This is a genomic window from Parvibaculum indicum (assembly GCF_011762095.1).
Classification (GTDB): Bacteria; Pseudomonadota; Alphaproteobacteria; order Parvibaculales; family Parvibaculaceae; genus Parvibaculum; species Parvibaculum indicum.
In genome coordinates, this window is record NZ_JAASQO010000004.1 from 233,644 (window position 1) to 248,463 (window position 14,820).

General features: G+C 63.2%; 18 protein-coding genes. 13 read left to right on the forward strand and 5 right to left on the reverse strand.

Annotated elements, in window-relative coordinates:
- Positions 1-29 precede the first annotated feature (29 nt).
- Positions 30-1,388, reverse strand: a complete 1,359-nt coding sequence (locus tag FHS78_RS07120) for an oxygenase MpaB family protein (protein WP_167092423.1) — start codon at positions 1,386-1,388, stop codon at positions 30-32.
- Positions 1,389-1,459: 71 nt separating this feature from the next.
- Here FHS78_RS07120 and FHS78_RS07125 point away from each other — a divergent pair, with 71 nt between their 5' ends.
- From FHS78_RS07125 to FHS78_RS07135, 3 genes are all read left to right on the forward strand, one after another.
- Positions 1,460-2,086 (forward strand): TetR/AcrR family transcriptional regulator, encoded by a 627-nt coding sequence (locus tag FHS78_RS07125; RefSeq protein WP_205305228.1) that lies wholly within the window; start codon positions 1,460-1,462, stop codon positions 2,084-2,086.
- A gap of 128 nt (positions 2,087-2,214) precedes the next feature.
- Positions 2,215-2,445: a DUF4160 domain-containing protein gene (locus FHS78_RS07130; protein ID WP_205305229.1), complete on the forward strand. Its 231-nt coding sequence runs from the start codon at positions 2,215-2,217 to the stop codon at positions 2,443-2,445.
- Positions 2,435-2,899, forward strand: a complete 465-nt coding sequence (locus tag FHS78_RS07135; protein ID WP_167092426.1) for a DUF2442 domain-containing protein — start codon at positions 2,435-2,437, stop codon at positions 2,897-2,899. The genes FHS78_RS07130 and FHS78_RS07135 overlap by 11 nt, the downstream gene beginning before the upstream one ends.
- 211 nt (positions 2,900-3,110) lie before the next feature.
- On the opposite strand, the gene FHS78_RS07140 is transcribed toward FHS78_RS07135, so the two are convergent.
- Both FHS78_RS07140 and FHS78_RS07145 read right to left on the reverse strand, forming a co-directional pair.
- On the reverse strand, positions 3,111-3,419 hold the full coding sequence (locus FHS78_RS07140; protein WP_167092429.1) for a HigA family addiction module antitoxin: 309 nt from the start codon (positions 3,417-3,419) through the stop codon (positions 3,111-3,113).
- 34 nt (positions 3,420-3,453) lie between these two features.
- Positions 3,454-3,735, reverse strand: coding sequence for a type II toxin-antitoxin system RelE/ParE family toxin (locus FHS78_RS07145; protein ID WP_205305230.1), 282 nt, complete (start codon positions 3,733-3,735; stop codon positions 3,454-3,456).
- A 235-nt stretch (positions 3,736-3,970) separates the two neighbouring features.
- Between FHS78_RS07145 and FHS78_RS07150 the strand changes: the two genes are divergently transcribed.
- Positions 3,971-4,258: a FeoA family protein gene (locus FHS78_RS07150; RefSeq protein ID WP_167092432.1), complete on the forward strand. Its 288-nt coding sequence runs from the start codon at positions 3,971-3,973 to the stop codon at positions 4,256-4,258.
- The gene (gene feoB, locus FHS78_RS07155; protein WP_167092435.1) at positions 4,255-6,123 is read left to right on the forward strand and encodes a ferrous iron transport protein B; all 1,869 of its coding nucleotides are present in this window, start codon (positions 4,255-4,257) and stop codon (positions 6,121-6,123) included. The genes FHS78_RS07150 and feoB overlap by 4 nt, the downstream gene beginning before the upstream one ends.
- A gap of 8 nt (positions 6,124-6,131) precedes the next feature.
- Here the strand turns inward: feoB and fliP are convergent, their stop codons facing one another.
- Both fliP and FHS78_RS07165 read right to left on the reverse strand, forming a co-directional pair.
- Positions 6,132-6,878 (reverse strand): flagellar type III secretion system pore protein FliP, encoded by a 747-nt coding sequence (gene fliP / locus FHS78_RS07160; RefSeq protein ID WP_167092438.1) that lies wholly within the window; start codon positions 6,876-6,878, stop codon positions 6,132-6,134.
- Positions 6,875-7,309 (reverse strand): FliO/MopB family protein, encoded by a 435-nt coding sequence (locus FHS78_RS07165; protein ID WP_167092441.1) that lies wholly within the window; start codon positions 7,307-7,309, stop codon positions 6,875-6,877. The genes fliP and FHS78_RS07165 overlap by 4 nt, the downstream gene beginning before the upstream one ends.
- 312 nt (positions 7,310-7,621) lie before the next feature.
- Here FHS78_RS07165 and FHS78_RS07170 point away from each other — a divergent pair, with 312 nt between their 5' ends.
- From FHS78_RS07170 to FHS78_RS07205, 8 genes are all read left to right on the forward strand, one after another.
- Positions 7,622-8,068: a flagellar basal body protein gene (locus FHS78_RS07170; protein WP_167092443.1), complete on the forward strand. Its 447-nt coding sequence runs from the start codon at positions 7,622-7,624 to the stop codon at positions 8,066-8,068.
- Between the two features lie 47 nt (positions 8,069-8,115).
- A complete protein-coding gene (gene flgC / locus FHS78_RS07175; protein WP_167092677.1) occupies positions 8,116-8,526 on the forward strand; it encodes a flagellar basal body rod protein FlgC in 411 nt (136 codons plus the stop codon).
- A gap of 13 nt (positions 8,527-8,539) precedes the next feature.
- Positions 8,540-8,860 carry a flagellar hook-basal body complex protein FliE gene (gene fliE, locus FHS78_RS07180; RefSeq protein WP_167092446.1) on the forward strand — a complete coding sequence of 107 codons (321 nt, stop codon included), beginning with the start codon at positions 8,540-8,542 and terminating at the stop codon, positions 8,858-8,860.
- Positions 8,861-8,893: 33 nt separating this feature from the next.
- The gene (gene fliQ / locus FHS78_RS07185; RefSeq protein ID WP_167092449.1) at positions 8,894-9,157 is read left to right on the forward strand and encodes a flagellar biosynthesis protein FliQ; all 264 of its coding nucleotides are present in this window, start codon (positions 8,894-8,896) and stop codon (positions 9,155-9,157) included.
- Between the two features lie 8 nt (positions 9,158-9,165).
- On the forward strand, positions 9,166-9,942 hold the full coding sequence (gene fliR, locus FHS78_RS07190; RefSeq protein ID WP_167092451.1) for a flagellar biosynthetic protein FliR: 777 nt from the start codon (positions 9,166-9,168) through the stop codon (positions 9,940-9,942).
- Between the two features lie 9 nt (positions 9,943-9,951).
- Positions 9,952-11,022 (forward strand): flagellar biosynthesis protein FlhB, encoded by a 1,071-nt coding sequence (flhB, locus tag FHS78_RS07195; protein ID WP_167092454.1) that lies wholly within the window; start codon positions 9,952-9,954, stop codon positions 11,020-11,022.
- A gap of 59 nt (positions 11,023-11,081) precedes the next feature.
- On the forward strand, positions 11,082-13,613 hold the full coding sequence (locus FHS78_RS07200; RefSeq protein WP_246220377.1) for a hybrid sensor histidine kinase/response regulator: 2,532 nt from the start codon (positions 11,082-11,084) through the stop codon (positions 13,611-13,613).
- Positions 13,614-13,749: 136 nt separating this feature from the next.
- Entirely contained in the window at positions 13,750-14,691 is a 942-nt protein-coding gene (locus tag FHS78_RS07205; protein WP_167092457.1) for a fatty acid desaturase family protein, read from the forward strand.
- Positions 14,692-14,820 lie beyond the last annotated feature (129 nt).

Here is a 14,820-nt window from a genome sequence, read left to right on the forward strand (position 1 = left end):
TTGCTCCCCTCGGGCTCGCGCGGGCCCCTTCACGCCGCCTTGGCGTGGCCGTGCTGCTCGCGGATGGTTTCGTCGTGATATTGCGAGGGGTCGGTCGTGTATTCGGCGTGGCCGTATTCGACCAGCAGCTTGTTCAGCTTGTCGATCAGGCGTTTGTCGGCCCATTTCCTGAGGCCCGGCGTGCGCAGGGCGAGCGCGTAGAGCTTCTCGCGGCCGAAGATGAAGCCCGCCAGGGCGACGAAGAGCGGCAGGTCGTAGGGCCTGAGTTCCACGCCCATCTGCTTGGCCTTGCCTGTCGTGTCGCCGCGCAGGAATTGGCGGTTGAAATAGACGCGGGCGAAGCTCCTCTCCGCCCAGTTGAAGAGGCGGCTTTTGAGCGATTTGTCCGACGGGAAATAGGCGGCCATGGTGGCGCGGACCAGCGCGCCGCAGGTCTCGTCGTCATAGCCGTCGCGCAGCGTGCCGGAATAGACGGTCATGGCGTCGTAGATACCTTGCGGCGTGGTGGCCAGCAGGTCTTCCGGCAGGCCGAGAAGCCAGCAGCGATAGCGGTTGAACTCCACGAAGGCGCGTTCGGCGGGCGTGAACTCCGTGCGGCCCGCGCGCATCATCTGGAAGGCGAGGAGGAAGACGGCGATGGTGCCCGCCGGCATCTGGTCGACCTGCGGGACCGGAATGCCATAGACGTTCACGTCCCATTTGGCCGAGCCGCGCAGCACGTTGAAGCGCACCATGGAGTGCATGAGCCGCACCATGGCGGCCGATTTGAAGCCGGGGCCGAAACGCTCCAGCGCGCCGGGGAGCGAGGTGGTGGTGAAGAAGCTCGCCGTCTCCTTGATGCGGCGCACGGCGGTCTCGTGCGAGAGCGTACCGGTGAGCGCCATGGGGAGCGCGGAATATTTGTTGAGGAAGGTGGCGACGAAGGCGCCGCGCACCACGAAGGGGGAGAGGTTCGCCATGGGATTGCGGCTCACCCGCGCGCCCGCCTCGATGAGGCGCATGTCGATCCAGTCGGGCGTGTCTTCCATTTCGCGGATGAAGGCGACGAGTTCCTTCGGCGCGTCGGGCACGTTTTCCACGCCCTTGTCGCAGGCTTCCGTCAGCATGGAGATGAGCCCGCGAAAGCCGTATTTCGGCATCAGCGCGGCATAGGCGTCGGAGGTGGCGTCGCCCAGCATGGTGTAGGCGCGGGCACGGGCGACCTTTTCCGGATCGGAAAGGAGGCGGCGGCGCACGGGCTCGTCGCCCTCATTGAGCTGCATGCTCGGGATGTCGAGCGACCCGGCGAACCGCTCCGGCGTAATCGAAAAATCCACCTTGCCGTACATTTCCGGCAGGTTGACGGCTTGCGCGGCCACGCGCGCTTCCAGGGCTTCCAGGCTCTCCATCCCATCCTCCAAAACTTACAATTCATAAGTTACAAATTGTAAGTTATGCTCTCCGGAGCAGCGGAGCAAGTATGCAGAAGGCAAAAAATACAAGTCGAACCACACCGCGCCAGCGCATGAGCGTGACGGACAGGCGCGAGCAGATCCTGGATACGACGCGGGACATGGTGGACGCGGAAGGCTTTCACGCGGTGACGCTGGACCGGGTGGCGGGGGAATGCGGCATCACGCGGACGGTGATCTACCAGCAATTCGGCAATCTGTCGGACCTGCTGCTTGCCATGGTGGACCGGGAATACGAGCGGGCGGCGGAGAGCTTTTCGCTTGCCTCGCAGCGCGCCGAGGGCAAGGGGCGCTCGCGCTTCGCGGCCGGCGTGGCGGGCGTGCTGGAGGCGGTGGACGCCTCGCCCGCGACCTGGCGGATGCTGCTCATGCCGAGCCCGGGCGGGCCGCCGGAGCTTTACGACCGGCTGGAACAGGGCCGCGCGCTGACGCGGGCGCATTTTTCGGAGGCGCTGGCGAAGGAGGGCATGGGGGCCTCGCCCCGGGCCAACCCGGATAGCGAGCTTGCCGTGCACATGCTGCTCGCCGTGTCGGAGGAGCTGGTGCATCTGAGGCTGACCGATCCCAAGGCCTATACGACCGAGCGCCTCATCGCGCAGGCGGAATGGCTCTTCAAGGCCATGTTCCCGGGGTGAGGGGGGCGCTCAGGCGGCTTTCATCGCAACAAGGCACGTTCCCATGACAGTACAAAAAGTGCGTTAGGTGCACTTTTTCTTGTTATAGTGCGCCGTATGCACTATATTTCCCGTCAAGGAAGTACGGAATGCCAACCATCAAGCAAATCGGGAATGTGAAGGTGCAGATCTTTCCCGACGACCATAACCCTCCGCACTTCCATGTGGTTACGCCCGACCATGAAGCTCTGATCCTTCTTTCCAGTTTCGAGCTTCTTGCCGGGCGCATGGATCGCAAGTCCCTTGAGGCGGCCCTTGATTGGGCCTCGAGCAACAAGGAGCTATTGCAAGATGAATGGACACGCCTCAATGAGCGATGAAATTCTGGATACAGGTATCGACCTGCCCCGCATTGCATCCGCCGAGCCACTCGACGGGCGCAAGGTTCGCGTTACCTTTGACGATGGGGAAACCAAAGTGGTGGATATCGCCCCCGCTTTGGCCAACCGCCGTATCTATATGCCGCTTCGGGACGATGACGAGCTGTTCCGCTCCTTTAAAGTCAATGAGGAGCGCAATGCTATCGAGTGGAACGACGATCTGGATTTTTCCGCTTTGTGGCTGGCCGAGCTGCCATCGACCGAGTTCGGCAATGACGAGTTCTGCGATGCCATGGAGCGGCTTGACATGACGTTGGACGGGATGGCCGCCGCCCTGGAAATTTCGCGGCGCCTTGTCGCGGAATACAAGAAGGACAAGCCGATCCCCCGTCACATCGCTCTGGCGACGCGATATCTGGTGGAGAGAAAGGCCAGGAAAAACCTGGCGGCGTAAATGCCGTTAGATTGGAGGTGCTCCGTCACCTGCCAAATTCCGATTTGATTTTGTCCGCCGACAGAACGCTCATCGAGCCGGTCGTCGTTGAAGTACTGCTGGATATGAACTTCGGACGTGGACAAGCGGGAACAGCTTGCAGCCGCCCTTTCAGATTCCGCAGCTCCGGACCAGTTTTGTCGCTTTGCCGAAGCGCGGGGCGATGGGGCGTTCAGGCGGCTTCCATATCCTCGAGCTTTTCGATCGCGGCGATCTCGTCTTCCATTGCCTCGGCGTCGATGGCGAGGTCATAGGCCGCCTGCATGTTCATCCAGAATTGCGGCGTGGTGCCGAAAAACTTGGCCAGGCGCAGGGCGGTGTCCGTCGTGACCGGGGTTTCTTCTCGGGCGAGGCGTTCGATCCGCGTGCGGGGGACGCGGAGCTTCTTGGCGAGTGCATAAGGCGTCAGCCCGAGGGGACGCAGAAATTCCTCACGCAGGATTTCGCCCGGATGGATGGGCGGCAGTTTGTTCGGTGCCATTCGATCTCTCCATGTATGCCATGGGTTTCAGCGGTTAGTGATAGTCAGTGATCTCGACATCCTCGGCGTGACCATCGACCCATTTGAAGCAGAGACGGAACTGGTCGTTCACCCGGATGGCGTGCTGACCTTTCCGGTCTCCCTTCAATGCGTGCAGTTTGTTTCCCGGCGGCGAGGCGAGGTCACCCAACGCCACCGCATGCTCGAGCATGACAAGCTTGCGTTGGGCTATGCGGACAAGATCGGCCGGAAATCCCTTGAACGGTTTTCCTTCGGCCAAAGCGGCCGTCTTCCTGTCCTTGTATGACCGTATCATCCCGCCTCCCAATGAAGCGTATCGTAGGGTGATACTATTCCGCGGTCAAGCGAATTGTATCGTGTGATGATACGGTTTTGCCAAATGGTAGCGCCGGTGCGACTTGAACCCCCACAGGGCGAAGGCGGGGGCCGCCTTACCGATTTGCAACCATATGCCGCATTGCAAATGAGAGGGGCTTGCAGTGAAGTGCGCCCGAACCTGCCCGCGAGAGGCAGGCTGAAGGGCAGGCGCCATGACCACCGACACCGTTGACCGATCCACCGTTCCCCATTGGCCGCTTGGCGAAGGCCGGGTGGGCGATGCCGGGATCGTGGCCGATATCGTAGCGGCCGACGACCAGCCCGAACTCGAGCGCCTGCTGCTCGAGATGGGGTTCGTGGAGGGCGCGCGGGTGGAACTGCTGCATGAAGGGCCGATGGGGCGCGATCCCATTGCCGTCAAGGTGGACGACATGCGCGTGGCGCTGCGCCGCCGCGAGGCCGGTTTCATCCTTGTGGTTTCGGAAGCCCGCCGGCCATGACGTCTTCCGCGCTTCATCTCGGCCTTGTCGGTAATCCCAATTGCGGAAAGACGGCTCTCTTCAATGCGCTGACCGGCAGCCGGCAGAAGGTTGCGAACTATGCAGGGGTGACGGTGGAGCGCAAGGAGGGCCGGTTCGTCACGCCCGCGGGGCGCGAGGTCGTGCTGCTCGATCTGCCCGGCACCTACAGCCTTCGGGCGCGCAGCCCCGACGAACAGATCACGCGCGACGCGGTGCTGGGCACGCTGGAAAGCGAGTGTACGCTCGACGCCATCGTCTGCGTGGCCGATGCGACCAATCTCCGGCTGATGCTGCGTCTGGTGCTGGAGCTGAAGCAGACGGGACGTCCGCTCGTGCTCGCACTCAACATGTACGACATTGCGAAGCATCGCGGCATCGACATCGATATCGACAAGCTGTCCGGCGAACTCGGCATTCCCGTGGTGCCGACGGTGGCGGTGCGGCGCAACGGCACGGATGCACTGCTGGCCCTTCTCGACAAGATGGCGCCGGACAAGGTCGTGGCGGCGGCGGCCGCTTCCGCCAATAGCTGGGCGGCACCGGATGCGAAGACCGTGCGCGAAACGCACCGCATGGCAGACCTCATCCTCAGGGATTGCGTGACGCGGCCGGAAGACGGCGACGAGTGGACGGCGCGTCTGGACCGCGTGTTGCTGCATCCGATCTGGGGCATCGCGATCCTGCTCGGCATTCTCTTTCTGATGTTCCAGGCGGTGTTCAGCTGGGCGACGCCGCTGATGGACATGATCGGCGCCGGTTTCGAGTGGCTGTCGGCGCTGGTGCAGACCGCGCTGCCGGACGGGTTGCTGCGCAGCCTGATTTCCGACGGCATCATTTCCGGCGTGGGCAGCGTGCTCGTCTTCCTGCCGCAGATTGTGATCCTGTTCCTGTTCATCATCCTGCTGGAAGATGTGGGCTATATGGCGCGCGCGGCCTTTCTGATGGACAAGCTGATGGGGCGGGCGGGGCTTCACGGGCGCGCCTTCATTCCGCTGCTGTCGAGCTTTGCCTGCGCCATTCCCGGCATCATGGGGACGCGCGTCATAAACAGCTGGCGGGACAGGCTGGTGACCATTCTGGTTTCGCCGCTGATGACCTGTTCGGCGCGCATTCCCGTCTATACGCTCATCATCGCCGCCTTCATTCCGCGCGGCACGGTGTTCGGCGTGGTCGACCGGCAGGGGCTCGTCATGTTCGGTCTTTACGCGGCGGGGATCGTGAGCGCGCTGAGCGTTGCCATGGCGATGCGGCTCTTCTTTCACCGGCATGCCTCCGAGCCGTTCATCATGGAGCTGCCCGACTACAAGCTGCCCAGCGTGAAGAATGTGGCCTGGGGCGTGATCGAGCGGGCGCGCATCTTTTTGCGCCGGGCGGGCACCATCATCCTGTCGATGATGATCGTGATCTGGTTCCTGAGCAGCTTTCCCGCGCCGCCGCCGGGCGCGACGGAGCCCGCCATCCATTACAGCCTCGCAGGCATGATCGGCCATGCGGTGGAGCCGGTTCTGGAGCCGATCGGGTTCAACTGGCAGATCGCAGTGGCGCTCATCACCGGGCTGGCGGCGCGCGAGGTGGCGGTGGCCGCCCTCGGCACCGTCTATGCGGTGGGCGGGGAGAGCGGCGGGTCGCTGACGCAGATCCTCGCCTCGCACTGGTCGCTCGCCTCGGGGCTCGCTTTTCTGGCGTGGTACATCTTCGCGCCGCAATGCGCCTCAACGCTGGCCGTGGTCAGGCGCGAGACGAATTCATGGCGCTGGCCGGCCATCATGTTCGCCTACATGCTGGCGATGGCCTATATCGCGGCGCTGATCGTCTATCAGTCGGCGGTCTATCTCGGCGGGTAGGCCGGACGTTATCCGTGTCCGAAACTTCGGACGAGGCTTCCCGCGATCAGCGACCAGCCGTCCACCAGCACGAAGAAGATGAGCTTGAACGGCAGTGAGATGATCACCGGCGGCAGCATCATCATGCCCATGGACATGAGGACGGAGGCGACCACCATGTCGATGACGATGAAGGGCAGGAAGACGAGGAAGCCGATCTCGAAGGCGCGGCGCAGTTCCGAGATCATGAAGGCGGGAACCAGCACCTGAAGGCCGATGTCTTCCGGTTTGTCGGGCGTGCCGGCCTCGGAGAGGTCGACGAAGAGCTGCAGATCCTGGTCGCGCACCTGGCCCAGCATGAACGTCTTGAAGGGCTGGGCGGTCTGGGTGAAGGCTTCGCCGAATTCGACCTGCTGGTTCATCATCGGCTCGATGCCCTGCTCATAGGCCGCCTTGAAGGTCGGCGTCATGATGAAGGCGGTGAGGAACAGCGACAGGCTGATGAGGACCGCATTGGGCGGCGATTGTTGCATGCCGAGCGCGGTGCGCATCAGCGAGAGCACCACCACGATGCGAACGAAGGACGTCACCATGATGAGGATCGACGGGGCGAGGCTCAGAATGGTGACCAGCGCGACGATCTGGACGATGTGATCGGTGAGGCCGAGATCGCCGCCGAGATTGACGGTGATCGGATCGGCGGCCATGGCGGTACCGCCCGCGAAAAACGCGACGGCGAAAGCGAGCGCGGCGGGAAGAAGCGTTTTGCGGGTCATGCGCGGCGCTCCTTCAGGCGGCTTACCAGGCGGTGCATCTGCTGGGCCGGGACGGGGAGCTGCGCGACGAAACGCTCGTTTGCGGTTTGGGTTGCGGTTTCGGGCTCTCTCTTATCGTTCGTGTCCGCGTCATTGGCGGGCGCTTCGACCTTCCGTTCTTCGACGGGTGCATCGATGCCGCTTTCGATGACGAGACTTTGTTCCGCGCCGAGCAGGATCAGATGTTCCTTGCCGTCGCGGCGAATGAGGACGAGGCGGTTTTTGGTGTCGAGCGGTTTCGTTTCCACGATGGCGAGGCGTTTCAGCGCGCCCGGCATGGTGTAGCCGCCGGTGAAGAGACCCCATTTGCGCGCGGCATAACCGCAAAGCCCGATCAGCCCGATGATGAAGACGAGTGCGCCGACGAAGCGCAATACTTCCGTGATATCCATTGAATGCCCAATCCACCCCAAACGACGAAGGCGCAGCCCAATTGCGCGTTACCGCCGTGAATAGGCAGAATTTGCCGCGTCAGACTTAATGCCGGGTTAAACGAACGGACAGTCGCCGTCTTTTTAGGTAAATGCGAAATGAAACGCCCGGCAGAAATTGCCGCCCGTTAGGGGCTTCTTAAGAACCGGGGGTCAACACTGATCCTGCCGCCAAGGAATGCGTGGCTCTTTTCATACCGGCAGTAGCGGGCTTCAGAAGGAAGTGCGTGACGAATTCCCCGGGCAGGGAACGCCGGTCGGTGGGGCACGCACATGGCTTTGGGCGATCTTCCTCTTTTGTCGATGATGAAGCTGCGGCTGCAATGGCTCGGCGAGCGCCAGCAGGTGCTTGCGCAGAACGTCGCCAATGCGGACACGCCGGGCTATGCGGCGAAAGATCTCAAGGATCTGGATTTCGGCGCGCTGGTGAGCCGGCAGAGCGGCATGCTGTCGCCCGTCGCCACGACCACAGGACATATCGGGACGCCGGTCGTCGGCGCGTCGCTGACGGGTACCGCGGCGGGGCGCGCGGCGGTGACCCATGCGCGCGGCGGCGAAGTGCAACGCGCACCGGATTTCGAAACCTCGCCGACGGGTAATTCCGTCGTGCTGGAGGAACAGATGATGAAGGCCGCCCAGACACAGATGGACTATCAGGCGGTCACGGGTCTTTACGCCAAAAGCGTCGGGCTTATCAAAATCGCGCTGGGACGCGCCTGAGGCGCCGTGCGCGGCCAGGGAATAAAGGAGAGACGGGCATGACTGCGATGGATCTCATCAAATCGATGATGGTGGCGGCCTCGGGCCTGAAGGCGCAGAGCGGGCGCATGCGCATCATCGCGGAAAATATCGCCAATGCGGAGTCCACCGGCAACACGCCGGGCGCGGACCCGTATCGCCGCAAGATCGTGACCTTCGAGGATACGCTCGACCGGCAGATGGGCGTGGACAAGGTGACGCTGGGCCGGCCGGAAACCGACAAGTCGGACTTCAAGCTCAAATACATGCCGGACCATCCGGCGGCCAATGGCGACGGCTATGTGAAGTTTCCGAATGTGAACGGCATGGTCGAGGCGATGGATATGCGCGAGGCGCAGCGCAGCTACGAAGCGAACCTGAACATCATTCAGGCCTCGCGCCGCATGATTTCGCAGACCATCGACATTCTGCGCGGATAAGGGGTAGGGGACCATGGCAACACCGGCTTCTCTTGCACTGAACGCCTATGCCCGCGCCGCGGGCATGGCGTCGAAGGGACCGCAGACGCAAGGCGCCAATGCCGGACAGGCGGCGGGCGGCTTCGACAACATGCTGAAAAGCGCGCTCGACGAGGCGGTGGATACCGGCAAGGCGAGCGAGCAGAAGGTGGCGGCGATGACCGGCACGAGGCAGGGCAACCTCGTGGATGTGGTGACGGCCGTTTCCGAAGCCGAGGCCACGCTGCAGACCGTGGTCACGGTTCGCGACAAGGTCATTTCGGCCTATCAGGAAATCCTGCGCATGCCCATCTGAGGGCCTGCGTTCCAGTTTTAGTCGGGTGGGGGCATGACCGGACCTGAAGTTCTCGATATTGCGCGGCAGGCGATCTGGGTGATGCTGGAAGCATCCGCCCCGATGATGATCGTCGCGCTGCTGGTGGGCCTCGTCATCGCGCTCTTCCAGGCGCTGACGCAGGTTCAGGAAATGACGCTGGTCTTCGTGCCGAAGATCGTCGCCATTTTCCTGACGCTGCTGATCTCGCTTCCCTTCATGGGCAGCGTGATGAGCGGGCTGATGCATCTCGTCGCCCAGAAGATCGTCTCGGGCTGACTATTGCGATGACCGGCGATCCCGTTATCAGCATCGACATCCTGCCGGATACGGCTTTCGTGTTCCTGCTCGTCTTTTCGCGGCTGGGCGCGATGGTGATGATGATGCCGGCGATCGGCGAAAACGGCATTCCGGCGCGCGTGCGCCTCATCATGGCGCTGCTGCTGACCCTCATCATCATGCCGCTTGTCGCCGACAGCTACGGCAAGCTGCCGGAAAGCGTGGCCGGCGTGGCGGGCATCATCGTTTTCGAGGTCGCCGTCGGCATTTTCATCGGGATGGCCGCGCGGATCATCATGTCGGCGCTGCATGTGGCGGGCAACATCATCGCACTTCAGATGAGCCTGGCCTTTGCGCAGAATGTCGATCCCACGCAGGGCCAGCAGGGCGTGCTGATCGCGAATTTTCTCAACCTGCTCGCCGTCACGCTGATTTTTGCGACGGGGCTCGACCATCTGCTGATCGCGGCGATGCGCGACAGCTACGATCTGTTCAAGCCGGGGCAGTATCTGCCGGTCGGGGATTTCTCGCGCATGGCGGTGGAAACCTTTTCCCACGCCTTTCGACTGGGATTGCAGCTTTCGGCGCCGTTCCTCGTCTTCGGACTGGTCTTCTATCTGGGCATCGGCGTGCTTTCGCGCCTGATGCCGCAGATCCAGATTTTCTTCATCGCCATGCCGGCGAACATCATGCTGGGGCTTTTGCTGCTGATGGTTCTGCTCGGCGCCATGATGACGTGGTTCCTCGACGCCTTCGAAGCCACGCTCACCCTCTTTCTGCATTAGGGGAGAGGCATGGCGGAAGAAAACGATTCAGAAAAAACAGAAGAACCGACACAAAAGAAACTCGACGACGCCGCCAAGAAGGGCGACGCCCCCAAGAGCCAGGAGGTCAATGCCTGGTTCGTGATGCTGGGCGGTGCGCTCGCCGTCATGATGCTGGGCAATTCCACGGCCGGGGCGCTGATGGATCATCTGCGCATCTTCATCGCGCAGCCCGAGGCGATCCCCATGGACGCGGAACATCTGCGGCTTGTCTGGCTGGGGCTCGGCAAGTCGGTGATGGGGGCCATCGCCATTCCGCTGCTGATCCTCATCGTCGCGGCGATCGCGGGCAATGTGGTGCAGCACATGCCGGTGTTCACGGGCGAGAACATGAAGCCGAAGCTCTCCAAGATCTCGCCGATGAAGGGGATGGAGCGGCTGTTCGGGCCCAAGAGCGTGATGAACCTCGTCAAGGGCATCGTGAAGATGGCCGTGGTGGGGCTCGTCACCTTCCTGATCGCCTGGCCGGAACGCGACCGGCTCGGCCTGATGATGACATGGGACGTGACGCTGCTGCTGCCCGCGGTGCAGACCATGGCGCTGCGCATGCTGGCGGGCGTCATCGCGGTGATGACGGTCGTCGCCGTGCTCGACTACATGTTCGAGCGGATGCAGTGGATGAAGAAGCAGCGCATGTCCGTTCAGGAAGTGAAGGACGAATACAAGCAGATGGAAGGCGATCCGACGGTGAAGGCGAAGCTGCGCCAGATCCGCGTGGAGCGCGGCCGCAAGCGCATGATGGCCGCCGTGCCGGAAGCGACCGTGGTCATCACCAACCCGACCCATTATGCCGTGGCGCTCAAATACGAGCAGGGCATGGGCGCGCCCATCGTGGTCGCCAAGGGTATGGATGCCATCGCCTTCAAGATCCGCGAAATCGCGCAGTCGCACGATATTCCCGTGCTCGAAAACCCGCCGCTCGCCCGTGCGCTGCATGCCAGCGTCGAGGTCGACCAGCCGATCCAGCCCGAGCATTACAAGGCCGTGGCGGAGGTGATCGGCTACGTGATGCGTCTTAAGGGTAAATTCGCTAAAAACTGATCCTATTCGCGATAGACTGCGATTCGGGCAGAGTGGTTTTTGGCGGGAGAATGCAGGGCATGGCTGACGCGCCGGCCGACATGACGAAGGGCGAGGATGCGCCCGGAGAGGGGATCGAGCAGGCCGGGTTTCGCCCCGGGCCGCGCAACGCCCTGCTGACGCCGCGTCTCGTCATCATTATCGCCGCCGTTTCCTTCGGTATCATTGCCACGCTTCTCGATCTCGTCGGGGTGCGCCTGTTCGATATGGGCGGCGCGCTGATGGCGACGGGGTTGATTGCCATCGCGCTCGCCGCGTTTTTCGGGTTCGTTTCGGCGGGGGCGAACGATCTGACGCGCTCGCCGCTCGCGGCCGCCGAAGCCTTCAATGCGCTGCCCGACCCCTGTTATGTGACGGACAGGCGCGGGGCGGTGCTTTTTGCCAATGAGGCCTATCGCCATCTGGCAGGCGTCTATGCGCAGGACGAGCGCCCGGCCTCGCTGGAAAGGCTGCTGGCGGGGCGGGCGGATTCCGCGGAGATCGCTTTCCGGCTGGCGCAGGCCGCGCGCACCGGCTTTGCCGCCGACGAGGAAGTGCGACTGGCGATCCGCAGCGGCTTTACCCGCATCTATAAGGTGATCGTGCGGCCGATGAGCGGGGCGCGGGGCGGGGCGGTGTGGCTTTTCCGCGACCTGACCGTGGAACGCGAGCGGCTGGAAGTCGCCGAACGGAAGCTCGACGCCTTCACCTCCTATCTCGACGGGGCGCCGGCGGGGCTTTTCATCGTCGGCCCGGGCGGCGAGATCGATTATGCCAATGCCGCGCTGGCCGGCTGGCTGGGGCTCGATGCGGGCCATATCGCCGAGCAGGGGACGACGCTCGATGCGATCGCGGCGAGCGCGTTTTCCGACATTCTCGACGCCGAGGGGGACGAGCCCGGTTTCGTGGGGCCGGTCGATGCCGAACTGAAAAAGACGGACGGCACGCTGTTGCCGGTGCGCGTCGTGGCGCGGCGGATCCGCCGCGATGGCGGGCAGGGCTGGTGCGTGCTGGCGCTCGACCGCGAGCTGTCGGGCGAGGGGCAGGACAATGCGCGGGATGCGCAGCTTCGCTTTGCGCGTTTCTTCAACAATGCGCCCATCGGGATTGCGACCGTCGATACGCAAGGCCGGATCGAGAACGCCAACAGCGCCTTCATGGCCTATGTGGGCGGGGAAGCGGTGCGCGGGCAGGCGCTGGCCGAGCTGCTGGTCGAGGACGACCGGCCCGCCGTGCTGGAAACGCTGTCCGATACGAGCGCGGGGCAGACCGCCGGACCGGCGGTCGACATTCACCTGCTCAACCATCCCGACCGCGTGGCGCAGCTTTATGCCGCGCGGATCGATACGGGCGAGGGAGCGTCGCTCGTCGTCTATCTGATCGATGCGACGGAGCAGAAATCGCTCGAAATGCAGTTCGCCCAGTCGCAGAAGATGCAGGCGGTGGGCCAGCTCGCGGGCGGCGTGGCGCATGATTTCAACAATCTGCTGACCGCGATCATCGGCTTTTGCGACCTGTTGCTCGCGCGGCACCAGGCAGGCGATCCGAGCTTTGCCGATGTGGTGCAGATCAAGCAGAACGCCAATCGCGCGGCGAACCTGACGCGGCAGTTGCTCGCCTTCTCGCGCCGCCAGACGCTGCGCCCCAAGGTGCTGTCGCTGACGGACTCGCTTGCCGAATTGCAGAACCTGCTGGCGCGGCTGCTGACGGAGCAGGTGGAACTGAAGATCGTGCATGGGCGCGATCTCGGCCTTGTGAAGGTCGACCAGAACCAGCTCGAACAGGTCATCATGAACCTGGCCGTCAATGCGCGCGACGCGATGCCCGAGGGCGGGCGGCTGACCATTCGCACCGCCAATGTGAGCGAGGAGGACAGCCGCGCGCTCGACCATGCGCTGATGCCGGTGGGCGAATATGTGCTGATCGAGGTGTCGGATACGGGCTTCGGCATTCCGAAGGAAAATCTCGGCAAGATTTTCGAGCCCTTCTATACGACCAAGGATCCCAGCAAGGGGACGGGGCTCGGCCTTTCCACCGTTTACGGCATCGTGAAGCAGACGGGCGGCTATATCTTCCCGTATTCCACGGTGGGCAAGGGGACGAGCTTCCGCATTTATCTGCCGCGCTATGTGGAGACGGCGGCCGAAAAGGCGGCCAATGAAGAAGAGATCGCGGTGCCGCCGCCGGAGGCCGCCGACCTGACCGGCAAGGGCACGATCCTGCTGGTGGAAGACGAGGACGCGGTGCGCACCTTTGCCGCCCGGGCGCTGGAGACGCGCGGCTATGAGGTGTTGCAGGCAGAAAGCGGCGAGGCGGCGCTCGACGTGGTGGCCGGTTTCGACGGGCGGATCGATCTCGTCGTCTCCGACGTGGTGATGCCCAATATGGACGGGCCCACCATGGTCAAGGAACTCAAGGGCAGGATTCCCGATACGAAGATCGTTTTCGTTTCCGGCTATGCGGAGGACGCCTTCGCCAAGAGCCTCGACCCGGATCAGGAATTCCACTTCCTGCCCAAGCCCTTCTCGCTGAAGCAGCTTGCCTCGATGGTGAAGGATGTGATGAACGGCTGAGGGCGGCATTTCGTCCCGGCGGCGGGCGCCTTTCATCGTCGAGACTGGCCCTTTACGGGCATCTGGCCTATTTTACCGGAACAGCCATGTATTCGGCCGGGCGGGCCGTCGATTGGCGGAGGGCTCTTTTTTGGCAATGACGACACTCGAAGCAGTGGAAGCGGGCAGCTCGCGCCCCGTGGCCGCGGCGTCGGACGCGCATATGGAACATCACCGCGCGGCGCTGACCATTGCGCGGCGCTATATGGGCGACGTCGCCTGGGGCACGGTGGCCACCTCGCTGGGCTCGCTCGCCGCGCTGGGGCTTTCGAGCTATGCCGCGCTGGCGGGCTGGTGGCCCTATTGGGCGGCGATGCTGGCCAATGGCTATCTGCTTCTGATGCAGTTCATGGCGGTGCATGAGGGGCTTCACCGCGCGATCGGCGGGGACGACCCGCGCTGGAAATGGCTGAGCCCGGCGCTCGCCTGGATCGGCGGTATCGCCACGCTCATTCCCTATCGCGGCTATGACACGATGCATATGGTGCATCACCGCTATACCAACGATTTCGAGCGCGACCCCGATACCTGGTGCGCGGGCACGAACCCCGTGCTGCTCGTCCTGCGCTTCTTCACCCAGACGCCGCATTACATCTATCTGATGACGAAATTCGGCTTCTGGAAGGACCCGAAGGAGCGGCGCGGCTACTGGATCGCGGCGGCGCATCACATCACCGCCTGGTCGCTGGTGGCGGCGGGGTTCTGGTTCGGCTATTGGCGCGAGATCCTGATGCTGTGGATCGTGCCGACCTTCCTCAATGTCGCCTTCATCGGGCTCATCTTCAATTACCTGCCGCACCACCCGCATGTGTCGCGCGAGCGCTATACGGATACCAGCGTCTTCCTGCTGCCCCGGCCCATTCACGGGCTGGTGACGGCGCTGGACATGTTCCAGACCTATCACCTGATCCATCATCTTTTCCCGCGCATTCCTTTTTACCGGATCGGCCGGGCCTTCGACGAGATGCGGCCCATTCTGGAAGCCGAGGGCGCGCCGATCCATGACTGGAGCGACGCCTGGAGCCGGAAGCGGGCGTAAGGCGGAATCGGTCGAGGGCGGCGGGGCGCTGCGCGGCACGCGCGGCCGACCGGGTGCGCGAGTCGGGTTTCCTTGCGTGAACGTCACGCGAACTTGTCCTGAAATTCATTTTAAAATCAATTGGTTGAA

Coding starts and splice junctions, on each gene's coding strand:
- FHS78_RS07200 (WP_246220377.1), top strand. CDS start 11,082: ATGGCTGACGCGCCGGCCGACATGACGAAGGGCGAGGATGCGCCCGGA.
- fliE (WP_167092446.1), top strand. CDS start 8,540: ATGGCAACACCGGCTTCTCTTGCACTGAACGCCTATGCCCGCGCCGCG.
- FHS78_RS07170 (WP_167092443.1), top strand. CDS start 7,622: ATGGCTTTGGGCGATCTTCCTCTTTTGTCGATGATGAAGCTGCGGCTG.
- FHS78_RS07130 (WP_205305229.1), top strand. CDS start 2,215: ATGCCAACCATCAAGCAAATCGGGAATGTGAAGGTGCAGATCTTTCCC.
- fliR (WP_167092451.1), top strand. CDS start 9,166: ATGACCGGCGATCCCGTTATCAGCATCGACATCCTGCCGGATACGGCT.
- FHS78_RS07205 (WP_167092457.1), top strand. CDS start 13,750: ATGACGACACTCGAAGCAGTGGAAGCGGGCAGCTCGCGCCCCGTGGCC.
- FHS78_RS07125 (WP_205305228.1), top strand. CDS start 1,460: ATGCAGAAGGCAAAAAATACAAGTCGAACCACACCGCGCCAGCGCATG.
- flhB (WP_167092454.1), top strand. CDS start 9,952: ATGGCGGAAGAAAACGATTCAGAAAAAACAGAAGAACCGACACAAAAG.
- FHS78_RS07140 (WP_167092429.1), bottom strand. CDS start 3,419: ATGGCACCGAACAAACTGCCGCCCATCCATCCGGGCGAAATCCTGCGT.
- flgC (WP_167092677.1), top strand. CDS start 8,116: ATGGATCTCATCAAATCGATGATGGTGGCGGCCTCGGGCCTGAAGGCG.
- feoB (WP_167092435.1), top strand. CDS start 4,255: ATGACGTCTTCCGCGCTTCATCTCGGCCTTGTCGGTAATCCCAATTGC.
- FHS78_RS07145 (WP_205305230.1), bottom strand. CDS start 3,735: ATGATACGGTCATACAAGGACAGGAAGACGGCCGCTTTGGCCGAAGGA.
- FHS78_RS07120 (WP_167092423.1), bottom strand. CDS start 1,388: ATGGAGAGCCTGGAAGCCCTGGAAGCGCGCGTGGCCGCGCAAGCCGTC.
- FHS78_RS07150 (WP_167092432.1), top strand. CDS start 3,971: ATGACCACCGACACCGTTGACCGATCCACCGTTCCCCATTGGCCGCTT.
- fliP (WP_167092438.1), bottom strand. CDS start 6,878: ATGACCCGCAAAACGCTTCTTCCCGCCGCGCTCGCTTTCGCCGTCGCG.
- fliQ (WP_167092449.1), top strand. CDS start 8,894: ATGACCGGACCTGAAGTTCTCGATATTGCGCGGCAGGCGATCTGGGTG.
- FHS78_RS07165 (WP_167092441.1), bottom strand. CDS start 7,309: ATGGATATCACGGAAGTATTGCGCTTCGTCGGCGCACTCGTCTTCATC.
- FHS78_RS07135 (WP_167092426.1), top strand. CDS start 2,435: ATGAGCGATGAAATTCTGGATACAGGTATCGACCTGCCCCGCATTGCA.